Genomic DNA, 15,413 nt, shown 5'->3' on the forward strand with positions numbered 1-15,413 from the left:
CTTACGCCTCCTTCAGGCGCATCCCGGTCTTTTTCAGGATGCGGGTCGAATACAGGATGTCATGGCTGCGGCAGGCATCGCCCAGGATCTCGGCGACCTGGGCGCGCTTGGCCTCGACCTCGGGGCGGGTGGCGCCGTGCAGCATGGCGAACAGGTTATACGGCCAGCCCTCGGCCCGCGGGCGCAGATAGGCATGGCTGACGAAATCCAGCGCGCCGACCTGCTGGCCAAGCGCCACGGCCTGATCGTCGGCCACGTCCCAGACGCTCATGCCGTTGGCGGTCAGGCCCAGGGCGTAATGGTTGGCGGCCACGGCAACGCGGCGGATCACGCCGCGCGCCTGCATGGCGGCCAGCCGGTCGATCACCTCGGCCTCACTCAGGCCCAGCCAGCCCGCCACCTCGGCATAGGGGGCGGCGGTCATCGGCAGGCCCGCCTGGGTGGCCTTCATCAGCCGCCGGTCGATGGCGTCCAGCGCGCTCACAGCGGCACCTTGAAGCCGATGAAGAACTCATGCTGCTTGGGAAAGCGCAGGACGGGCAGGCCGGTGGCGTCTTCGATACGGTCGGCGGTCAAGGCGATTTCCCCCATGGTTTCGGTGGCCAGCACGAACCACATGTTCAGCCGGTGACTGCGCTGATAATTATGCGCGACCTCGGGGAAGGCATTGACTTTGGTCATGACCGCCTCGAACCGGTCATCGGGCACGGCCATGGCGCACAGGCAGAAGGCCCCGCCCATGGCGGCGGCGTCAAAGAACGGGCCAAAGCGGGTGATCGCGCCGATCTCGCGCAGGCGTTTCAGCCGGTCGATCAGCGCCTGTTCGTCCAGGCCAAGCGCCGCGCCCGCATCGGCAAACGGACGCGGGGTCAGCGGAAAGCCGTCTTGCAGCGCCATCAGCACCGCGCGATCGGTCGCGTCCAGCATGTCGGGGGGCAGGATCGTGCGGGTCATGCGGCTTTCCCTTGGATGATGGCACCGCGCTGCACAAAGCAGCGGGTCGAGAACAGCACCTTGTGATCGACGCCCGCCAGATCGGGCAGGGCGCGGGCGGCATCCAGCACCGCCATCGCCTGATCGCGGCTTTGGGCGTGGATCATGCAGAACAGCCCATGGCGCCAGCCCGGCACCACCTGACGCTGATAGCACAGGGTCACCCCCGGCACGGCGGCAAGCGCCGGACCGGCGCGATTGATCTGCGCCTCGGGGACATCCCAGACCACCATCGCATTGGCCGCCCAGCCAAGCGCGCGGTGGCGCAGGATCAGGCCCAGCCGGGTGATGATCTGCGCGCCCAGCAAGGTCTTGATACGGGCGATCACATGGGCCTCGACCAGACCGGGCAGGGCATAGGGGCGTGCCGTCAGCCCAAGCCCCTGGCTGAGTGCGTGCAGGATCGGCCGGTCGCCCAGTTGCAGCGCAGACAGATCGGCGGGCGGGCGCTCCCCCAAAGACCGGCGCGGGCCGGACAGGGCAAAGCCGAGGTCGATGTTGAAGGCCCGCTTCAGCCGCAGATCAAGCACCTTCAGGCCGGTTGCGGCCTCGATCCGCGACAGACTTTCGGCAAGTGCGGCGGCATCGGGTGCGGTGGCGACGAACCACAGGTTCCAGTCGCAGCCCTCGCGCAGATAGGCGTGGTTCACGCCCGGTTCAGCCCCGACCGCCGCGGCCACGGCCTCCAGCCGCGCCAGAGGGACAGCCAGCGCGGCCAGGGTCGAGGCCGCGGCGGTGTTGGGGCGCACCGTCGCCCCCAGACGCGAGATGCGCCCGGCGTCGCGGTGCTGATGCAGGCGGTCGATCACCGCCTGTTCGGTCAGGCCAAGCTGGCTGCCAATCGCCGCAAAGGGGCGCGGCAGCAGCGGAAAATCACGCTGATAGTCATCCAGCAGGCGGTGATCCAGCGCATCCATGGTCATAGCCCCGTGCGATGCGCGCGCGCCGTGAAGAAGATGCCCGAGGGCGCGGTGGCCGCGATCTCGCCCAGCTTCTCATGGCTTCGGGCGTCATAGATCACCACCTTGTTGTCGTCGCGCGCCGACAGCCAGACCTCATGCCCGCGCGGGGTGAACTCCATGTGCAGGATGGCGCGGCCGGGTTCCAGCGTGTCGATCACCTGATGGGTGGCGGTGTCGATGATCTGCACCTTGCCATTGTCGGGGGGCGCGAAATTGACCCACAATTCGCGCTGGTCGGGGCGGGCGGTGACAAAGACCGGCTGGCCCAGAACCGGGGTGCGGGCGATTTCCTGCCGCGTCGCGGGGTCGACGAACAGCACGGCGTGATGGCCGACGGCGGGCAAGGCCCAGGTCGATCCGGCCATCGTCCAGCCCTGAAGATGCGGCATCTTGTAGACCGGCAGATCGGGTTCGGTCTTGCCATAATCGGGCAGGAACCGTTCGGCCTTGGGCGGATCGGCCCACAGGTCGATGGCGCTGAGGCCCTTTTCGCCGAACAGACCGATGATGTAATGCCGCCCGTCGCCGGTCAGCAGCCCGTCATAGGGATTGGCGCCGACGCCCGGAATGCGGGTGATCTGCGGATCGGCGGGGTTGGCGCTGTGATCCAGAAGCCAGGCCTCACCCCCGTCCCAGGTCGAGACGATGAAGCGGTCGCCGGGCACATCGGCCAGGCCCACGGTCTTGGACCCCATCGAAATGTCGGCGACCTGCGCCAGGCTGCCTGCGTCAAACACCTTGACGCCGCCGGGTTCGTAATTCGACACCGCCACCAGTCTGCCGTCATCGCTGATCGCGCCGCCGATGGCATTGCCGCCCTGCACGATGCGGGCGCTCAGGTCGCAGGCCAGGATGTCGACTTTGCTCAGCCCGCCGTCGCGACCAAAGACATAGGCAAAGCGTTCGTCGGGCGAAAAGGTCAGGCTGGCATGGGACAGATCGCCCAGGCCCTCAACCCGGCACAGCACGGCGCGGGCGGATTGATCGACGACCAGAACCGACCCGGTGGCGCGTTCGATGACGACGCCCAGATCGCCGGTGCCGCGCAGCAGCGCCGGATCGACAGGCGCGGGGACGGGGGCGGGGGTCAGCGGCGGCGGCGCCTCTTGCGCGGTGGCGGCCAGCGGCAACAGGGCGGCGATCAGGGCGCAAAGGCGGGTCATGGGGTCTTGTCCTTCAGCAGATAGTCGGCAATCCAGCGCGCCTCGGCCTCGGTCAAGAGCGGGCGCCAGGGTGGCATCGCGGTGCCGGGCACGCCATCGAGGATCAGCAGCGCCAGCACCTCGGGGTCGCGGCCCTCCAGATCGTCAGGCGTGATGGCCCGCCCCAGCCCGCCGGTCAGCCGCAGGCCGTGGCACGACCCGCAATCCTGGGTGACGATATGTTCCAATTCGGCCTGACGCGCCGGCGCAATCGGCTGCGCCCCCGCCATCTGCGGCAGCGCCAGCAGCGCCCCGATCATCAGGGCGCGCCCGATGCTGCCTTCTTTCTTGCCCAGATACGCAGCGACGCCACCACCGGGCGATGTCGGATGCGTATTGAGACAAGAAAGAAAGGCAAGATCAGCCATGGGCGGCCATCCGCAGCGGCTCGGTGACTTCGGCGGCCAGGGTCTCGGCGCGATACAGGCTGACGACCCGGCCGATGATGAACAGCACCGGCGCGGGAAAGTCGGCGGCGCGGCTGTCGTCGCTGATCCGACCCAGGGTCGAGGTCAGGCGCTCCTCGCGCGGCGTGGTGGCGCTGGCGATGGCCAGCACCGGCAGGTCGGCGGCCAGGCCGCGCGCCATCAGCTCGGCGGCGATCTGGGCCATGTTCGCCGCGCCCATATAGACGACCAGCGTGGTATCGGGATCGGCAAGGCTGTCCCAGGGCAGGTCCAGCGCGCCATCGGCGGCGCGGTGGCCGGTGACATAGCGCACCCCGGTGGCCAGCCCGCGATGGGTCAGCGGCACGCCGGTCGCGGCGGCGGCCCCCTGGGCTGCGGTGATGCCCGGGATCACCTGAACCGGGATGGCGGCGTCGTAAAGCCCTTCGGCCTCCTCGCTGCCGCGCCCGAAGATGAACGGATCGCCGCCTTTCAGACGCGCCACGACCAGCCCCTGACGGGCCAGGCTCAGCAGCAGCGCATTGATCTGGTCTTGCGGCACGGAATGGAAGCCCGCGGCCTTGCCCACGCTGATGCGGCGGGTGCGGGGCGGGATCAGGGCCATGATCTCGGGGCTGACCAGGCGGTCGAAGACCACGACATCGGCGGTTTGCAGCGCCTTCAGCGCCTTCAGCGTCAGCAGGTCGGGATCACCCGGCCCCGCACCGATCAGAACAACTTTTCCGGTCATGACTTGGCTTTCTGGCTGGCACGAAGGGGGCGGGCGGACCCGCCCCCCTTTGGCTTGCAGGCGATCAGTAGATGTCGCCCATGGTGTTGTGGACGTTGAACTTGCCGGTCGGCGTCACCAGGCGCGGATCCTTGATGACCTTCTTCACCTCCAGCGTCTTGTCATCCAGCACGACGATCGCCGATTCCTTGTCCGCGCTGTTCCACAGCGAGAACCAGACTTCGGTGCCCTCTTTGTTGAACTCGCCCTGCACGGCGCGGGGCTGGCCGTCGGTGATCTCGGCCAGCTTGGCCAGATCCAGCACCTTGAACTCGGGGTCGGTGCCGTCGCCCTTCATCTTGTCGACCTCGAACACCGCCACCTGGCCCGAGATTTCCGCCTCGGGGTTCAGCGGCGCATCGACATAGACATGGTTCGACTTCGGATGCGTCTTGATGAACAGCGAACCGCCGCCAAGCGCCGGGAAGCTGTCGACGATCTTCCAGGCGTTGTCCTTGTGCCCTTCGGGATCGGTGCCGATCAGCGCCACGCTATCGTCGCCCAGGTGCGAGGTCGCCCAGACCGGCCCGAAGGTCGGGTGGGTGAAGTTCGCGCCACGGCCCGGGTGAGGGGTCTGGCCGCCGGTTTCCACCACGGTTTCCAGCGCGCCTTCCTTGGTGTCGATGACGACCAGCTTGTGCGCCGCGTTAGCTGCGGTGATGAAATAGCGATGGGTGCTGTCCAGCCCGCCGTCATGCAGGAACCGTTCGGCCTCGATCTCGGTGATCTTCAGGTTCTTGATGTCGGTATAGTCGACCAGCTGGATCTTGCCGGTTTCCTTGATGTTGACGATGAACTCAGGCCGATAGTGCGACGCCAGGATCGCGGCGACGCGCGGTTCGGGGTGATAGATCTGCTCGTCATAGGTCATGCCGCGGGTCGACACGATCTTCAGCGGCTCCAGCGTGGCGCCGTCCATGATCACGTATTGCGGCGGCCAGTAGGAACCGGCGATCGCGTATTTGTCCTCCCAGCCCTCCATCTTCGAGGTCTCGATCGACCGCGCCTCGGCCCCGACCTTGATTTCGGCAACCGTGTTGGGTTCCTTCATCCACAGGTCGATCATGTTGATCTTGGCATCGCGGCCGATCACGAACAGATAGCGACCCGAGGCCGACATCCGGCTGATGTGAACTGCATAGCCGGTGTCGATCACCGCCTTGATGCTGTAATCATTGCCGTCGATCAGCGCGATCTGGCCCGCGTCGCGCAGGGTGACGCTGAAGATATTGTCCAGATCCCAGTCGTTTTCCTGCTGGGTCGGGCGATCCTCGGGCTTCACGACAACCTTCCAGGTCGCCTTCATCTCGGGCATGCCGAATTCGGGCGGCGCGGGCGGATCCATCATGACGTACCGCGCCATCAGGTCGATCTGCTGGTCCGTCAGTTCACCCGAGGTGCCCCAGTTCGGCATCCCGGCGGGCGAGCCATAGGTGATGAAGGATTGCAGATAGTCATAGCCCAGTTCGCGGGTGATGTCGGGGGTCAGCGGCTTGCCGGTCGCGCCCTTGCGCAGCACGCCATGGCAGCCCGCGCAGCGCTGGAAATAGATTTCCGAGGCTTCGGCGAACTCCTCATCGGTCAGCGGCGGATGCTCGCCTGTGGGCGCGGCGGCCGGGGTCTCGCCGACCTCATGCCCCATCTGCTCGATGCTGTCGCCCGAGGAATTGTAGGTGCCTTCTGGCCCACCGGCCTGGGGATGCGCCGTTGCTGCGGCGTCGGCCGGGGCGTCGGCGGGCTTGGCTGCATCCTGTGCCCAGGCGCCCGAGACGCCCAGAATCAGGGCCAGCGCCGCCGAGGCGGCAAGCGCGCGCCGGGCAGGGAAAGCTGGGGTTGTCATCGCGATTCTCCGTTTGCTGGTGAGGCATGTTGATCTAGGCGCGTTCACCGATGCGTGACCTTGACTTTGGTCAGGTCAAAGTCAGGTGGGCGGCAGGGTGGATTTGGGGAAAGGGGGCGTGGTCTGTGTGGGGTCCGGGAAGGGTGAGTATTTGGGCAAAGAGGATGTAGCGGTGGTTTGTGCATGAGGTGCAGGGGGCGCGATGGTCCAGCGGCGTGTCGGCGTCAGCGACAAGGTGAGTATTAGGACCAGGCGGAAGCAGCGGTGGTTCGTGCGTGAGGCGCAGGGCGCGCGATGGTCCGGGGGCCTGCGCGTGGGGTCAGGGAAGGATGAGTATTTGGTCAAAGAGGAAGCAGCGGTGGTTTGCATGTGAAGGGCGACCCCGGGCGGCTTTGACTTTTGTTAAGGTGCGCGCGGCCGGTTCCGGCAACAGCTTGGGTCACGGCCGCCAACGCAATCTGCGCCCGCCTGCGCCGCATCTTCCACCCCAGATCGAGGCCCGCCATGACCCCGCCCCGCGTCCACCCCCTTAATTTGCTGACCACCGAGGGCTTTCGGCTGTTCTTTCTGGCCGCCGGTGTGATGGCGGTCCTGGCGATGCTGGTCTGGGTGATCTGGCTGGCGGCCCATGCCTGGGGCGGGGTGATGATCGATCTGCCCTTTTCGATGGCGCCGCATCACTGGCATGGGCATGAGATGATCTTCGGCTATGGCGCCGCCGCCATGGCCGGGTTCTTTCTGACCGCCGTGCCGAACTGGACCGGGCTGCCCGGCGCGCAGCGCGGCTTTCTGATTGCTGCGGGGCTGGTCTGGCTGGCGGGGCGCGCGGCGATGACCCTTTCGGGCACCGTGTCGCCGGTCTGGGTGGCGGTGCTGAATCTGGCCTTTCTGCCGTTTCTGGCGGCCAAGGTAGCCAGCCTACTGTTGCGCAGGCCCAAGCCGCAGAACCTGCTGTTTCTGGGCGTCATCGCTGCGATCTGGCTGGCCGATCTGCGCGTGCACTTGGATTGGCTGGGCCTGCCCTGGGGTGATGCCGGGGCGGGGTTGCGCGCCGGGCTGATCGGGCTGTGCGCGATGATTGCGGTGCTGGGCGGGCGCATCACCCCGGCGTTCACCCGCAACGCCCTGCTGCGCGCGGGGATCGAGTCGCCGGCGCATCTGCCGATCAACCGCGCCGCGCTGGACCGCGCCGGAAACCTGACCGCGCTGGCGCTGCCACTGGCGGTGCTGGCTGGCCTGCCCGAGGCGGCGACAGGCGGGTTGGCGCTGCTGGCCGGTGGGCTGGCCCTGCTGCGGCTGGTGGGCTGGCGCGGCTGGGCGCTGCGCCGTGATGCGTTGGTTGTGGTGCTGCATCTGGGCTATGGGCTGCTGGCCGTCGGGCTGATCGCCTGGGGTCTGGCAGGCCTGGGCCTGGGATCCGAGGTCGCGGCGCTGCATCTGCTGGGCGTCGGCGCGATCGGCACCATGACCCTTGCCGTGATGAGCCGCGCGGCGCTTGGCCATACCGGGCGCGGCCTGCGGGCACCGGCGCTGATGCCGCTCGCCTATGGGCTGGTCATCGCCGCGGCGCTGCTGCGCTGGATCGGCTCGGCCGCGCCTGGCCTTTATTACCCGGCGGTCATCGGCGCGGGTCTGGCCTGGATCCTGGGCTTTGCGCTGTTCGTGGTGATCTACGCGCCGATCCTGACCGCGCCCCGGCTGCCGCGTCAGGGCTGATCGCCTGCGCGTTGCGCGCCGCCCATTCCCTGCGCGCGCCGCCTGTGTACATTCTGTGCACAGGTTGTGCCGCCCCGGTGCACGGCCTGCACAGCCGGTTTCCCAAGCCTTTCGGACACTTGGCCCCGACGCCCCCGGCCCCCGCAATAAAAGATGCCTCGTTGACTTTTGTTAAGGCCGACTCATCACGGGCGCGCGATCAGGGACCATCTGAAACTGCTCTGAAAAGGACTGCGCCATGCGCGATGTCATGACCAAGAGCATGGCCCGCAATATCTTCTATGGCGGATCATTGTTCTTCATCCTGATCTTCGTGGCCCTGTCGATCCATTCCCACCGCTATGTCGTGACCCAATCGACGGATGTGGCCGGACTGACCGACAGCGTCGCGGCGGGCAAGCATATCTGGGAAAAGAATGCCTGCATCAACTGCCACACCATCCTGGGCGAAGGCGCCTATTACGCGCCCGAACTGGGCAATGTGATGAAACGCTGGGGGGTTCAGGACGACCCCGAGGCGGCGATGATCACGCTGAAGGGCTGGATGGACGCGATGCCCACCGGCATCGAGGGCCGCCGCCAGATGCCGCAGTTCAACCTGACCGATGAGGAATACCGCCAACTGGCCGACTTCCTGTTGTGGACGGGCCGCATCAACACCCAGAACTGGCCGCCGAACGACGCGGGCTAAGGGGGATATCATCATGAAATATCACACACAAAAGATCGCCCTGGCCTATTTCGTCACCGCCATGATCCTGTTCGCGGTGCAGGTCACGATGGGCCTGGTCATGGGCTGGATCTATGTCCAGCCGAACTTCCTGTCCGAGCTTCTGCCCTTCAACATCGTGCGGATGCTGCATTCCAACAGCCTGGTCGTCTGGCTGCTGCTGGGCTTTTTCGGGGCCGCCTATTGGCTGATCCCCGAGGAATCCGAACGCGAGATCCACTCGCCCACCTTGGCCTGGATCCAGCTTGGCATCTTCGTGCTGGGCACGGCGGGCGTGGTCGTGACCTATATGTTCGACCTGTTCCACGGCAACTGGCTGCTGGGCAAGGAAGGGCGCGAGTTTCTGGAACAGCCGAAATGGGTCAAGGCGGGCATCGTCGTCGCCGCGCTGATCTTTCTTTACAACGTCACGCTGACGGTGCTGAAGGGCCGCAAGACCGCGATCACCAACATCCTGCTGATCGGCCTGTGGGGGCTGGCCCTGCTGTTCCTGTTCGCCTTCTACAACCCGTCGAACCTGGCGCTGGACAAGCAATACTGGTGGTATGTGATCCACCTGTGGGTCGAAGGCGTGTGGGAGCTGATCATGGCCTCGATCCTGGGCTATCTGATGCTGAAACTGACCGGCGTTGACCGCGAAGTCGTTGAAAAGTGGCTGTATGTCATCGTCGCGGCGGCGCTGTTCTCGGGCATCTTGGGCACCGGGCACCACTATTACTGGATCGGCCTGCCGGGCTATTGGCAGTGGATCGGCTCGGTCTTCAGCTCGCTCGAGGTGATCCCGTTCTTCGCCATGATGGCCTTTGCCTTCGTCATGGTGTGGAAGGGGCGGCGCGATCACCCGAACAAGGCGGCGCTGCTGTGGGCCTTGGGCTGCGCGGTTCTGGCCTTCTTCGGTGCGGGTGTCTGGGGCTTCCTGCACACGCTGCACGGGGTGAACTATTACACCCACGGCACGCAGATCACCGCCGCGCATGGGCACCTGGCCTTCTACGGCGCCTATGTCTGTCTGAACCTGGCGATCATCAGCTATGCGATGCCGGCGCTGCGCGGGCGTGACCCCTATAACCAGGTGCTGAACATGGCATCCTTCTGGCTGATGTCGGGCGGGATGCTGTTCATGACCTTCACCCTGACCTTTGCGGGCACGGTGCAGACCCACCTGCAACGGGTGAACGGCCAGGGCTTCATGGATGTGCAGGATCAACTGTGGATCTTCTACGCCATGCGCTTTGGTTCGGGCGTGGCCGTGGTTCTGGGCGCGCTGTTGTTCATCTACGCCGTCCTGTTTCCGCGGCGCGAGGTGATCACCCCCGGCCCCGTCATCCAGCAGGCCGCGGAATGACGGCCATGGACGGACACCCCAACCTGAAGGGGGCGGCTGACGCCCCCTTCTACCTGCCCCAGGGCGATGAGGTCGCGCTGTTCACCGCTGCCGCCGCCCATGATCTGCCGGTGCTGCTGAAAGGCCCGACCGGCTGCGGCAAGACCCGCTTTGTCGCCCATATGGCGGCGCGGCTGGGCCGCCCGCTGTATACCGTCGCCTGCCATGACGACCTGTCGGCGGCTGACCTGATCGGGCGCTATCTGCTGAAGGGCGGCGAAACCGTCTGGGTCGATGGTCCGCTGACCCGCGCTGTGCGCGAAGGCGCCATCTGCTACCTGGATGAGGTGGTCGAGGCGCGCAAGGATGTGACCGTCGTGCTGCACCCGCTGACCGACGACCGCCGCATCCTGCCCATCGACCGCACGGGCGAGGAATTGCACGCTGCCCCCGGCTTCATGCTGGTGGCATCCTATAACCCCGGTTACCAGAACATCCTGAAAACGCTGAAACCTTCGACCCGGCAGCGGTTTCTGGCGCTGGATTTCGACTTTCCGACGCCGGATCGCGAAATCCCGGTCGTCACCCGCGAAAGCGGCCTGGATGAGGCGCGCGCCAAGCAACTGGTTCGCCTTGCGGGCAAGCTGCGCGGCCTGAAGGGTCAGGATCTGGAGGAGGGAGTCTCGACCCGGCTGGTGGTGTATGCGGCCACGCTGATCGCTGGCGGCATGTCGATCGACCGTGCGGTTCATGCCGCGATGATCGAGCCGCTGACCGACGATGCCGATGTGAAACGCGGGCTGAACGATCTTGTGACGGCTGTTTTCGGGTGAGGCCGGCCATGTCACGGATCGACTTCGAGCCATGGGAACCCGAAGAAAGTGTCGGGAAACTGTGGCACGCTTTGGCCAGTCGCCTTGATGCACCCCAGGTGCATGATTCAGCCCGTGTCGGCCTTTCCGAGGTCGACGGGCGGCTGGCCGTCCTGTTCCGGGGTCTGGGCGGCGATGCCGCCGTCCAGATCAAACCCGTCGCCGATGAGGTCGCGCACCATCGGCTGTCCTTCCTGCGCCGTCTGGGGCATGAGGCCGAGCGGTTTCCCCGCGCCAGTTTCGACGGCGCGAACCTGCGTCTGCCCGACAGTCTGGCGATCTTTCCCGACCGGGCGGCGAATGGCGCGCTGTATGTCTGGCTGACGGCGCTTGCCGCCCATGCGCCGGCCACCCCGCCCCGCCTGCCGCGCGATCCGCTGGCCGCCGATCTGGCCGCCATCGCCTGCGCCCGCGCGATGATCGCGGACACCCGCGATCAGGCGCCGGGCCTTGCGCCTTTGGGCCGCGAACTGGCGGCGATGGCCCTGGCGCTGCGACCGGTCACGCACCTTCCCCCGGCAGAGGCCGCGATCGAGGCGCTGATCCGGCATGATCTGGGCGACCCTGCGGCCCTGACCGGGCTGGCGGCGGATATGATGGCGGGTCATGTCCCATCCGCGCCGCGCGACTATCGCCCCTTCCGTCCGGTGCCGGTCTGGCCCGACCTGCGCCCGCTGCTGGCCAGTGCCACCACCGAGGCCGAGGCCGCCGACAGCGACGGCTCGACCGACCCCGCCACCGATGCCCGATCCCGCCGCGCCCGTCGCCGTGCCGCCGATCAGGCCGACCGCAAGGACAGCCTGATCCTGTTCAAGTTCGAGGCGATCCTGTCCTGGGCCGAATATCTGAACCTGAACCGCCGGGTCGAGGATGACGACGACGACAGCGCCCGCAAGGCCGCCGACGACCAGGACGAGATCGGCTTGGCGCAGGTCAGCAAGGCCCCGGCGACGCGGCTGAAGCTGCATCTGGATCTGGCCCCCGAGGATGTGAACCGCGAGGCTTTGTCTGGCCGTTTCACCTATCCCGAATGGGATTGCCGCACCGGCGTCTGGCTGCCCGATCATTGTGTCGTGCTGGCCTCGGATGCCGAGGCCGCCGACCAGCCGCTGACCGACGATCCCGCCAGTGCCCGCCGCATCCGCGCTGTGCGCCGCCAGTTCGAGGCGCTGCGGCCGGGCCGGATGATGACCAGCGGCCACCCCGAGGGGGATGATCTGGATATCGACGCCGCCATCCGATCCGCCGCCGATCTGCGGGTGCGAGGTCAGGGCAACGACCGTATCTGGCGGCAATCGCGGCCCGTCGCGCGCGATCTGGCGGTGTCGATCCTGCTGGATGTGTCGCGGTCGACCGAAAGCCAGGTCAGCGGCGGGCGCAGCGTCATCGACATCGAACGCGAGGCGCTGACGGCCCTTGCGATGGGGCTTGAGGCCTGCGGTGATGCCTTTGCGATCCACGCCTTTTCATCCCTGCGGCGCGATCGGGTCTATGTGCAGACCTGCAAGGATTTCGATCAGCCGATGGGGCCGGATGTCGGCGCCCGCATCGCCAGCCTGCGCCCCGGCTTCTACACCCGCCTTGGCGCGGCGATCCGGCATGTCAGTGCGCGGCTGGCGCGGCAGGCCGGACAGCGGCGGCTTTTGCTGGTCATCACCGACGGCAAGCCCAACGATCTGGACCATTACGAGGGCCGCCACGGCATCGAGGACAGCCGCATGGCCGTGCGCGAGGCCCGCCGCGCCGGGCATCGCGTGTTCGGCATCACCGTGGACCGGCAAGCGAAATCCTGGTTCCCGCGCATCTTCGGACAGGGCGGCTCGGCCTTGGTGTCGCATCCCGATCACCTGACCGCCGCGCTGCCGCAGATCTACCGCCAGTTGGTCGGCGCATGACCGAGGCGCGATCCCCCTTGGACGATCTGCCCGGCGAGGTGATGATCTGGGTGCTGATCGTCAGCGAATTGCTGGTTTTCGGCGCGGGTCTTGCCGCCTTTCTGGGCGTGCGGCTGACCGATCCGGCGGGCTTTGCTGCCGCACAGGACACGCTGCACCGCGCGGGGGCCGGGGTGAATACGGTGGTGCTGGTCACCTCGGGCCTGTTCGCGGCCCTGGCGGTGCGCGCCGCGCAGGCCATGGCGCGCGGGCGGGCGCGGCTGTGGCTGGGGCTGGCGGCGGTTTTGGGCCTGGTCTTTCTGGGCCTGAAAACCGTCGAGTTCCTTGACCACGCCGCCCATGGCATCAGCACCGAGACCCACCCGTTCTTCACCTTCTATTACCTGCTGACCGGCTTTCACGCCGCGCATGTTCTGGCCGGTGTCCTGCTGCTGGCCCTGGTCGCGATCCGCGCCGCCCCCGCCCCGGTCGAGGTCGCCGCCGCCTTTTGGCACATGGTCGATCTGGTCTGGGTGATCCTGTTCCCCGTCATCTACCTGCTGCCATGACCGAGCGGGGCCTGATCCGCGCCTGGGGTGTGCTGGTGGCCTTGTCCGGCCTTGCGACGATTGTGGCACTGGCGGTGCCATATCTTTCCGGCTGGTCGGTGCGGCTGGCCGGGCTGGCGATCCTGGCCTTGTCCTGGGCCAAGGCGGGGGTGATCCTGGCCGACTATCTGGGCCTGCGCGCGGCCCCGTTCTGGCGGCGCGGCTTTGCATGGGTGATGGCGATCTTCATGCTGGTGCTGGCCGCGCTGTATCTGGCAGCGGGCGCCAGATAAGCCCCGGCGCCGGAACGCCGGGGCAGGGGCTTCAGGCCGCCAGCCCTTCGGGCAGTTTCGCGCCGGTCATGAAGGCCACGGCATCCGACATCGAATGATCCTGCGGGCGGATCACGCATAGCCGCTTGCCAAGGCGGTGGATGTGGATGCGGTCGGCCACCTCGAACACATGCGGCATGTTGTGGCTGATCAGGATGATCGGGATACCGCGCGCGCGCACATCGCGGATCAGGTCAAGCACACGGCGGCTTTCCTTGACGCCAAGCGCGGCGGTCGGCTCATCAAGGATCACCACCTTGGACCCAAAGGCGGCGGCGCGGGCGACGGCAACCCCCTGCCGCTGGCCGCCCGACAGGGTTTCGACCGGCTGGTTGATGTTCTGGATGGTCATCAGCCCAAGCTCGTTCAGCTTGGCGCGGGCGAAGGCCTCCATCGCCGGGCGGTCGAGCATGCGGAAAAGCTGGCCCATCAACCCCGGTTTGCGCAACTCGCGGCCCATGAACATGTTGTCGGCGATCGACAGCGCGGGCGACATGGCCAGCGTCTGATAGACGCATTCGATGCCGGCGGCGCGGGCGTCCAGCGGGCTCGCAAAGCTGACCGGGCGGCCCTCCAGCGTGATCTCGCCTTCGTCCGGGCGGATGGCGCCCGACAGGGCCTTGATCAGCGACGACTTGCCCGCGCCGTTGTCACCGATCACCGCCAGGATCTCGCCCGGATACAGGTCGAAATCGCAGTGATCCAGCGCGGTCACCTTGCCATAGCGTTTGACAAGGTTGCGGGCCGCAAGAATGGGTTGCTGTGCGGTCATGACGACACCTTTCTGATCCACTGGTCCACGGCGACGGCAAAGATGATCAGCGCGCCGATCAGGAAGAAGGTCCATTGCGGGTCGGTGCCGACCAGCCGCAGGCCCATTTCAAAGACGCCCACGATCAGCGCCCCGAAGAACATGCCCAGGATCGAGCCGCGCCCGCCGAACAGGCTGATGCCGCCGATCACCACGGCGGTGATCGACTGGATATTGCCCAACTGCCCCGTCGATGCGGTGGGCGACACCGAGCCGAAGCGGCCGATCATCACCCAGCCCGCGATGGCGCAGAACAGCCCCGCCAGCGTATAGACCTGAAGGATCACGCGGTCCGTCTGCACGCCCGCCAGCTTGGCGGCCTCGGCATCGTCGCCGACGGCGTAGACATGGCGGCCCCAGGCGGTGTGGCGCAGCACATAGGCCATCAGCGCCACCAGGGCGACCATCAGGAACACCGCATACAGGATCTTCACGCCGCCCGGCTGGATCGCGTTGCCCCAGAATTGCAGCGAGGGCGCGTTGGCGGCGATCTCCTGGCTGCGGATGGTTTCGTTGCGCGAAAAGATGAAATTGGCCGACAGCAGGATCTGCCAGGTGCCCAGCGTCACGATGAAGGGCGGCAGTTTCAGGCGCGAGATCAGCAGCCCGTTCAGCGCCCCCATGGCCGCGCCAAGCGCCATGCCGATGGCAATCGCCGCCGGGGCCGGGATGCCATAGCGAAAGGTCATCTGCCCCATCAGCACCGATGAAAACACCGCGATCGCCCCCACCGACAGGTCGATCCCGGCGGTCAGGATCACCAGCGATTGCGCGATGCCCAGGATGCCGACGATGGCGATCTGTTGCAGGATCGTCGACATCGTGGTCGCCTTGAAGAAGTTAGGCGAGAGCAGCGCGAACACGATGACCGAGGCGACCAGCACGATCATCGGCACCGCCGATGGCGTCTGGTGCAGCCAGTGCTGTATCCGCCTGACAGCGGATCTGGGCTCGTGGAACTGGGCGACGGTCTCGGTGGCGCCCTTCAGCCCGTCCTCGTAACTGGTGGCCTTTTGCGGCTCGCTTGCCATGG

Annotated in this window: 16 protein-coding genes; 7 read left to right on the plus strand and 9 right to left on the minus strand. The window is 66.8% G+C overall.

Features of this window, described 5'->3' with window-relative positions:
* Position 1: 1 nt before the first annotated feature.
* From ahbB (ACEYYA_RS00265) to ACEYYA_RS00295, 7 genes are all read right to left on the minus strand, one after another.
* Positions 2-484 carry a siroheme decarboxylase subunit beta gene (gene ahbB / locus ACEYYA_RS00265; RefSeq protein WP_374796380.1) on the minus strand — a complete coding sequence of 161 codons (483 nt, stop codon included), beginning with the start codon at positions 482-484 and terminating at the stop codon, positions 2-4.
* Complete coding sequence (locus ACEYYA_RS00270; protein WP_374796382.1) at positions 481-954, minus strand: Lrp/AsnC family transcriptional regulator; 474 nt, start codon at positions 952-954, stop codon at positions 481-483. The genes ahbB (ACEYYA_RS00265) and ACEYYA_RS00270 overlap by 4 nt, the downstream gene beginning before the upstream one ends.
* Entirely contained in the window at positions 951-1,916 is a 966-nt protein-coding gene (ahbB, locus tag ACEYYA_RS00275; protein WP_374796384.1) for a siroheme decarboxylase subunit beta, read from the minus strand. The genes ACEYYA_RS00270 and ahbB (ACEYYA_RS00275) overlap by 4 nt, the downstream gene beginning before the upstream one ends.
* Positions 1,913-3,118, minus strand: coding sequence for a cytochrome D1 domain-containing protein (locus ACEYYA_RS00280; RefSeq protein ID WP_374796386.1), 1,206 nt, complete (start codon positions 3,116-3,118; stop codon positions 1,913-1,915). Before ACEYYA_RS00280 ends, ahbB (ACEYYA_RS00275) begins: the two co-directional genes overlap by 4 nt.
* The gene (locus ACEYYA_RS00285) at positions 3,115-3,525 is read right to left on the minus strand and encodes a c-type cytochrome (RefSeq protein WP_374796388.1); all 411 of its coding nucleotides are present in this window, start codon (positions 3,523-3,525) and stop codon (positions 3,115-3,117) included. Before ACEYYA_RS00285 ends, ACEYYA_RS00280 begins: the two co-directional genes overlap by 4 nt.
* Complete coding sequence (gene cobA, locus ACEYYA_RS00290; protein WP_374796390.1) at positions 3,518-4,294, minus strand: uroporphyrinogen-III C-methyltransferase; 777 nt, start codon at positions 4,292-4,294, stop codon at positions 3,518-3,520. The genes ACEYYA_RS00285 and cobA overlap by 8 nt, the downstream gene beginning before the upstream one ends.
* Before the next feature lie 64 nt (positions 4,295-4,358).
* Positions 4,359-6,173: a cytochrome D1 domain-containing protein gene (locus tag ACEYYA_RS00295; RefSeq protein ID WP_374796392.1), complete on the minus strand. Its 1,815-nt coding sequence runs from the start codon at positions 6,171-6,173 to the stop codon at positions 4,359-4,361.
* A 504-nt stretch (positions 6,174-6,677) separates the two neighbouring features.
* Here ACEYYA_RS00295 and ACEYYA_RS00300 point away from each other — a divergent pair.
* The 7 genes from ACEYYA_RS00300 (at position 6,678) to ACEYYA_RS00330 (ending at position 13,530) form a co-directional block, all read left to right on the plus strand.
* A complete protein-coding gene (locus ACEYYA_RS00300; protein WP_374796394.1) occupies positions 6,678-7,889 on the plus strand; it encodes an NnrS family protein in 1,212 nt (403 codons plus the stop codon).
* A gap of 238 nt (positions 7,890-8,127) precedes the next feature.
* Positions 8,128-8,580, plus strand: a complete 453-nt coding sequence (locus ACEYYA_RS00305) for a c-type cytochrome (RefSeq protein ID WP_374796396.1) — start codon at positions 8,128-8,130, stop codon at positions 8,578-8,580.
* A gap of 13 nt (positions 8,581-8,593) precedes the next feature.
* Positions 8,594-9,964 (plus strand): cbb3-type cytochrome c oxidase subunit I, encoded by a 1,371-nt coding sequence (locus ACEYYA_RS00310; protein WP_374796398.1) that lies wholly within the window; start codon positions 8,594-8,596, stop codon positions 9,962-9,964.
* A gap of 5 nt (positions 9,965-9,969) precedes the next feature.
* Positions 9,970-10,776, plus strand: a complete 807-nt coding sequence (locus ACEYYA_RS00315) for a CbbQ/NirQ/NorQ/GpvN family protein (protein ID WP_374796400.1) — start codon at positions 9,970-9,972, stop codon at positions 10,774-10,776.
* Positions 10,777-10,784: 8 nt separating this feature from the next.
* Positions 10,785-12,710 (plus strand): nitric oxide reductase activation protein NorD, encoded by a 1,926-nt coding sequence (locus ACEYYA_RS00320; RefSeq protein WP_374796402.1) that lies wholly within the window; start codon positions 10,785-10,787, stop codon positions 12,708-12,710.
* A complete protein-coding gene (locus ACEYYA_RS00325; protein ID WP_374796404.1) occupies positions 12,707-13,258 on the plus strand; it encodes a cytochrome c oxidase subunit 3 in 552 nt (183 codons plus the stop codon). The genes ACEYYA_RS00320 and ACEYYA_RS00325 overlap by 4 nt, the downstream gene beginning before the upstream one ends.
* Positions 13,255-13,530: a hypothetical protein gene (locus tag ACEYYA_RS00330; RefSeq protein ID WP_374796406.1), complete on the plus strand. Its 276-nt coding sequence runs from the start codon at positions 13,255-13,257 to the stop codon at positions 13,528-13,530. The genes ACEYYA_RS00325 and ACEYYA_RS00330 overlap by 4 nt, the downstream gene beginning before the upstream one ends.
* A 31-nt stretch (positions 13,531-13,561) precedes the next feature.
* Here ACEYYA_RS00330 and ACEYYA_RS00335 read toward each other — a convergent pair whose 3' ends face one another.
* Both ACEYYA_RS00335 and ACEYYA_RS00340 read right to left on the minus strand, forming a co-directional pair.
* Positions 13,562-14,341, minus strand: a complete 780-nt coding sequence (locus ACEYYA_RS00335; RefSeq protein ID WP_374796408.1) for an ATP-binding cassette domain-containing protein — start codon at positions 14,339-14,341, stop codon at positions 13,562-13,564.
* Positions 14,338-15,411, minus strand: coding sequence for an ABC transporter permease (locus tag ACEYYA_RS00340; protein ID WP_374796410.1), 1,074 nt, complete (start codon positions 15,409-15,411; stop codon positions 14,338-14,340). Before ACEYYA_RS00340 ends, ACEYYA_RS00335 begins: the two co-directional genes overlap by 4 nt.
* Positions 15,412-15,413: the final 2 nt, after the last annotated feature.

Source organism: Paracoccus zhouxuedongae, from assembly GCF_041927815.1.
Lineage (GTDB): Bacteria > Pseudomonadota > Alphaproteobacteria > Rhodobacterales > Rhodobacteraceae > Paracoccus.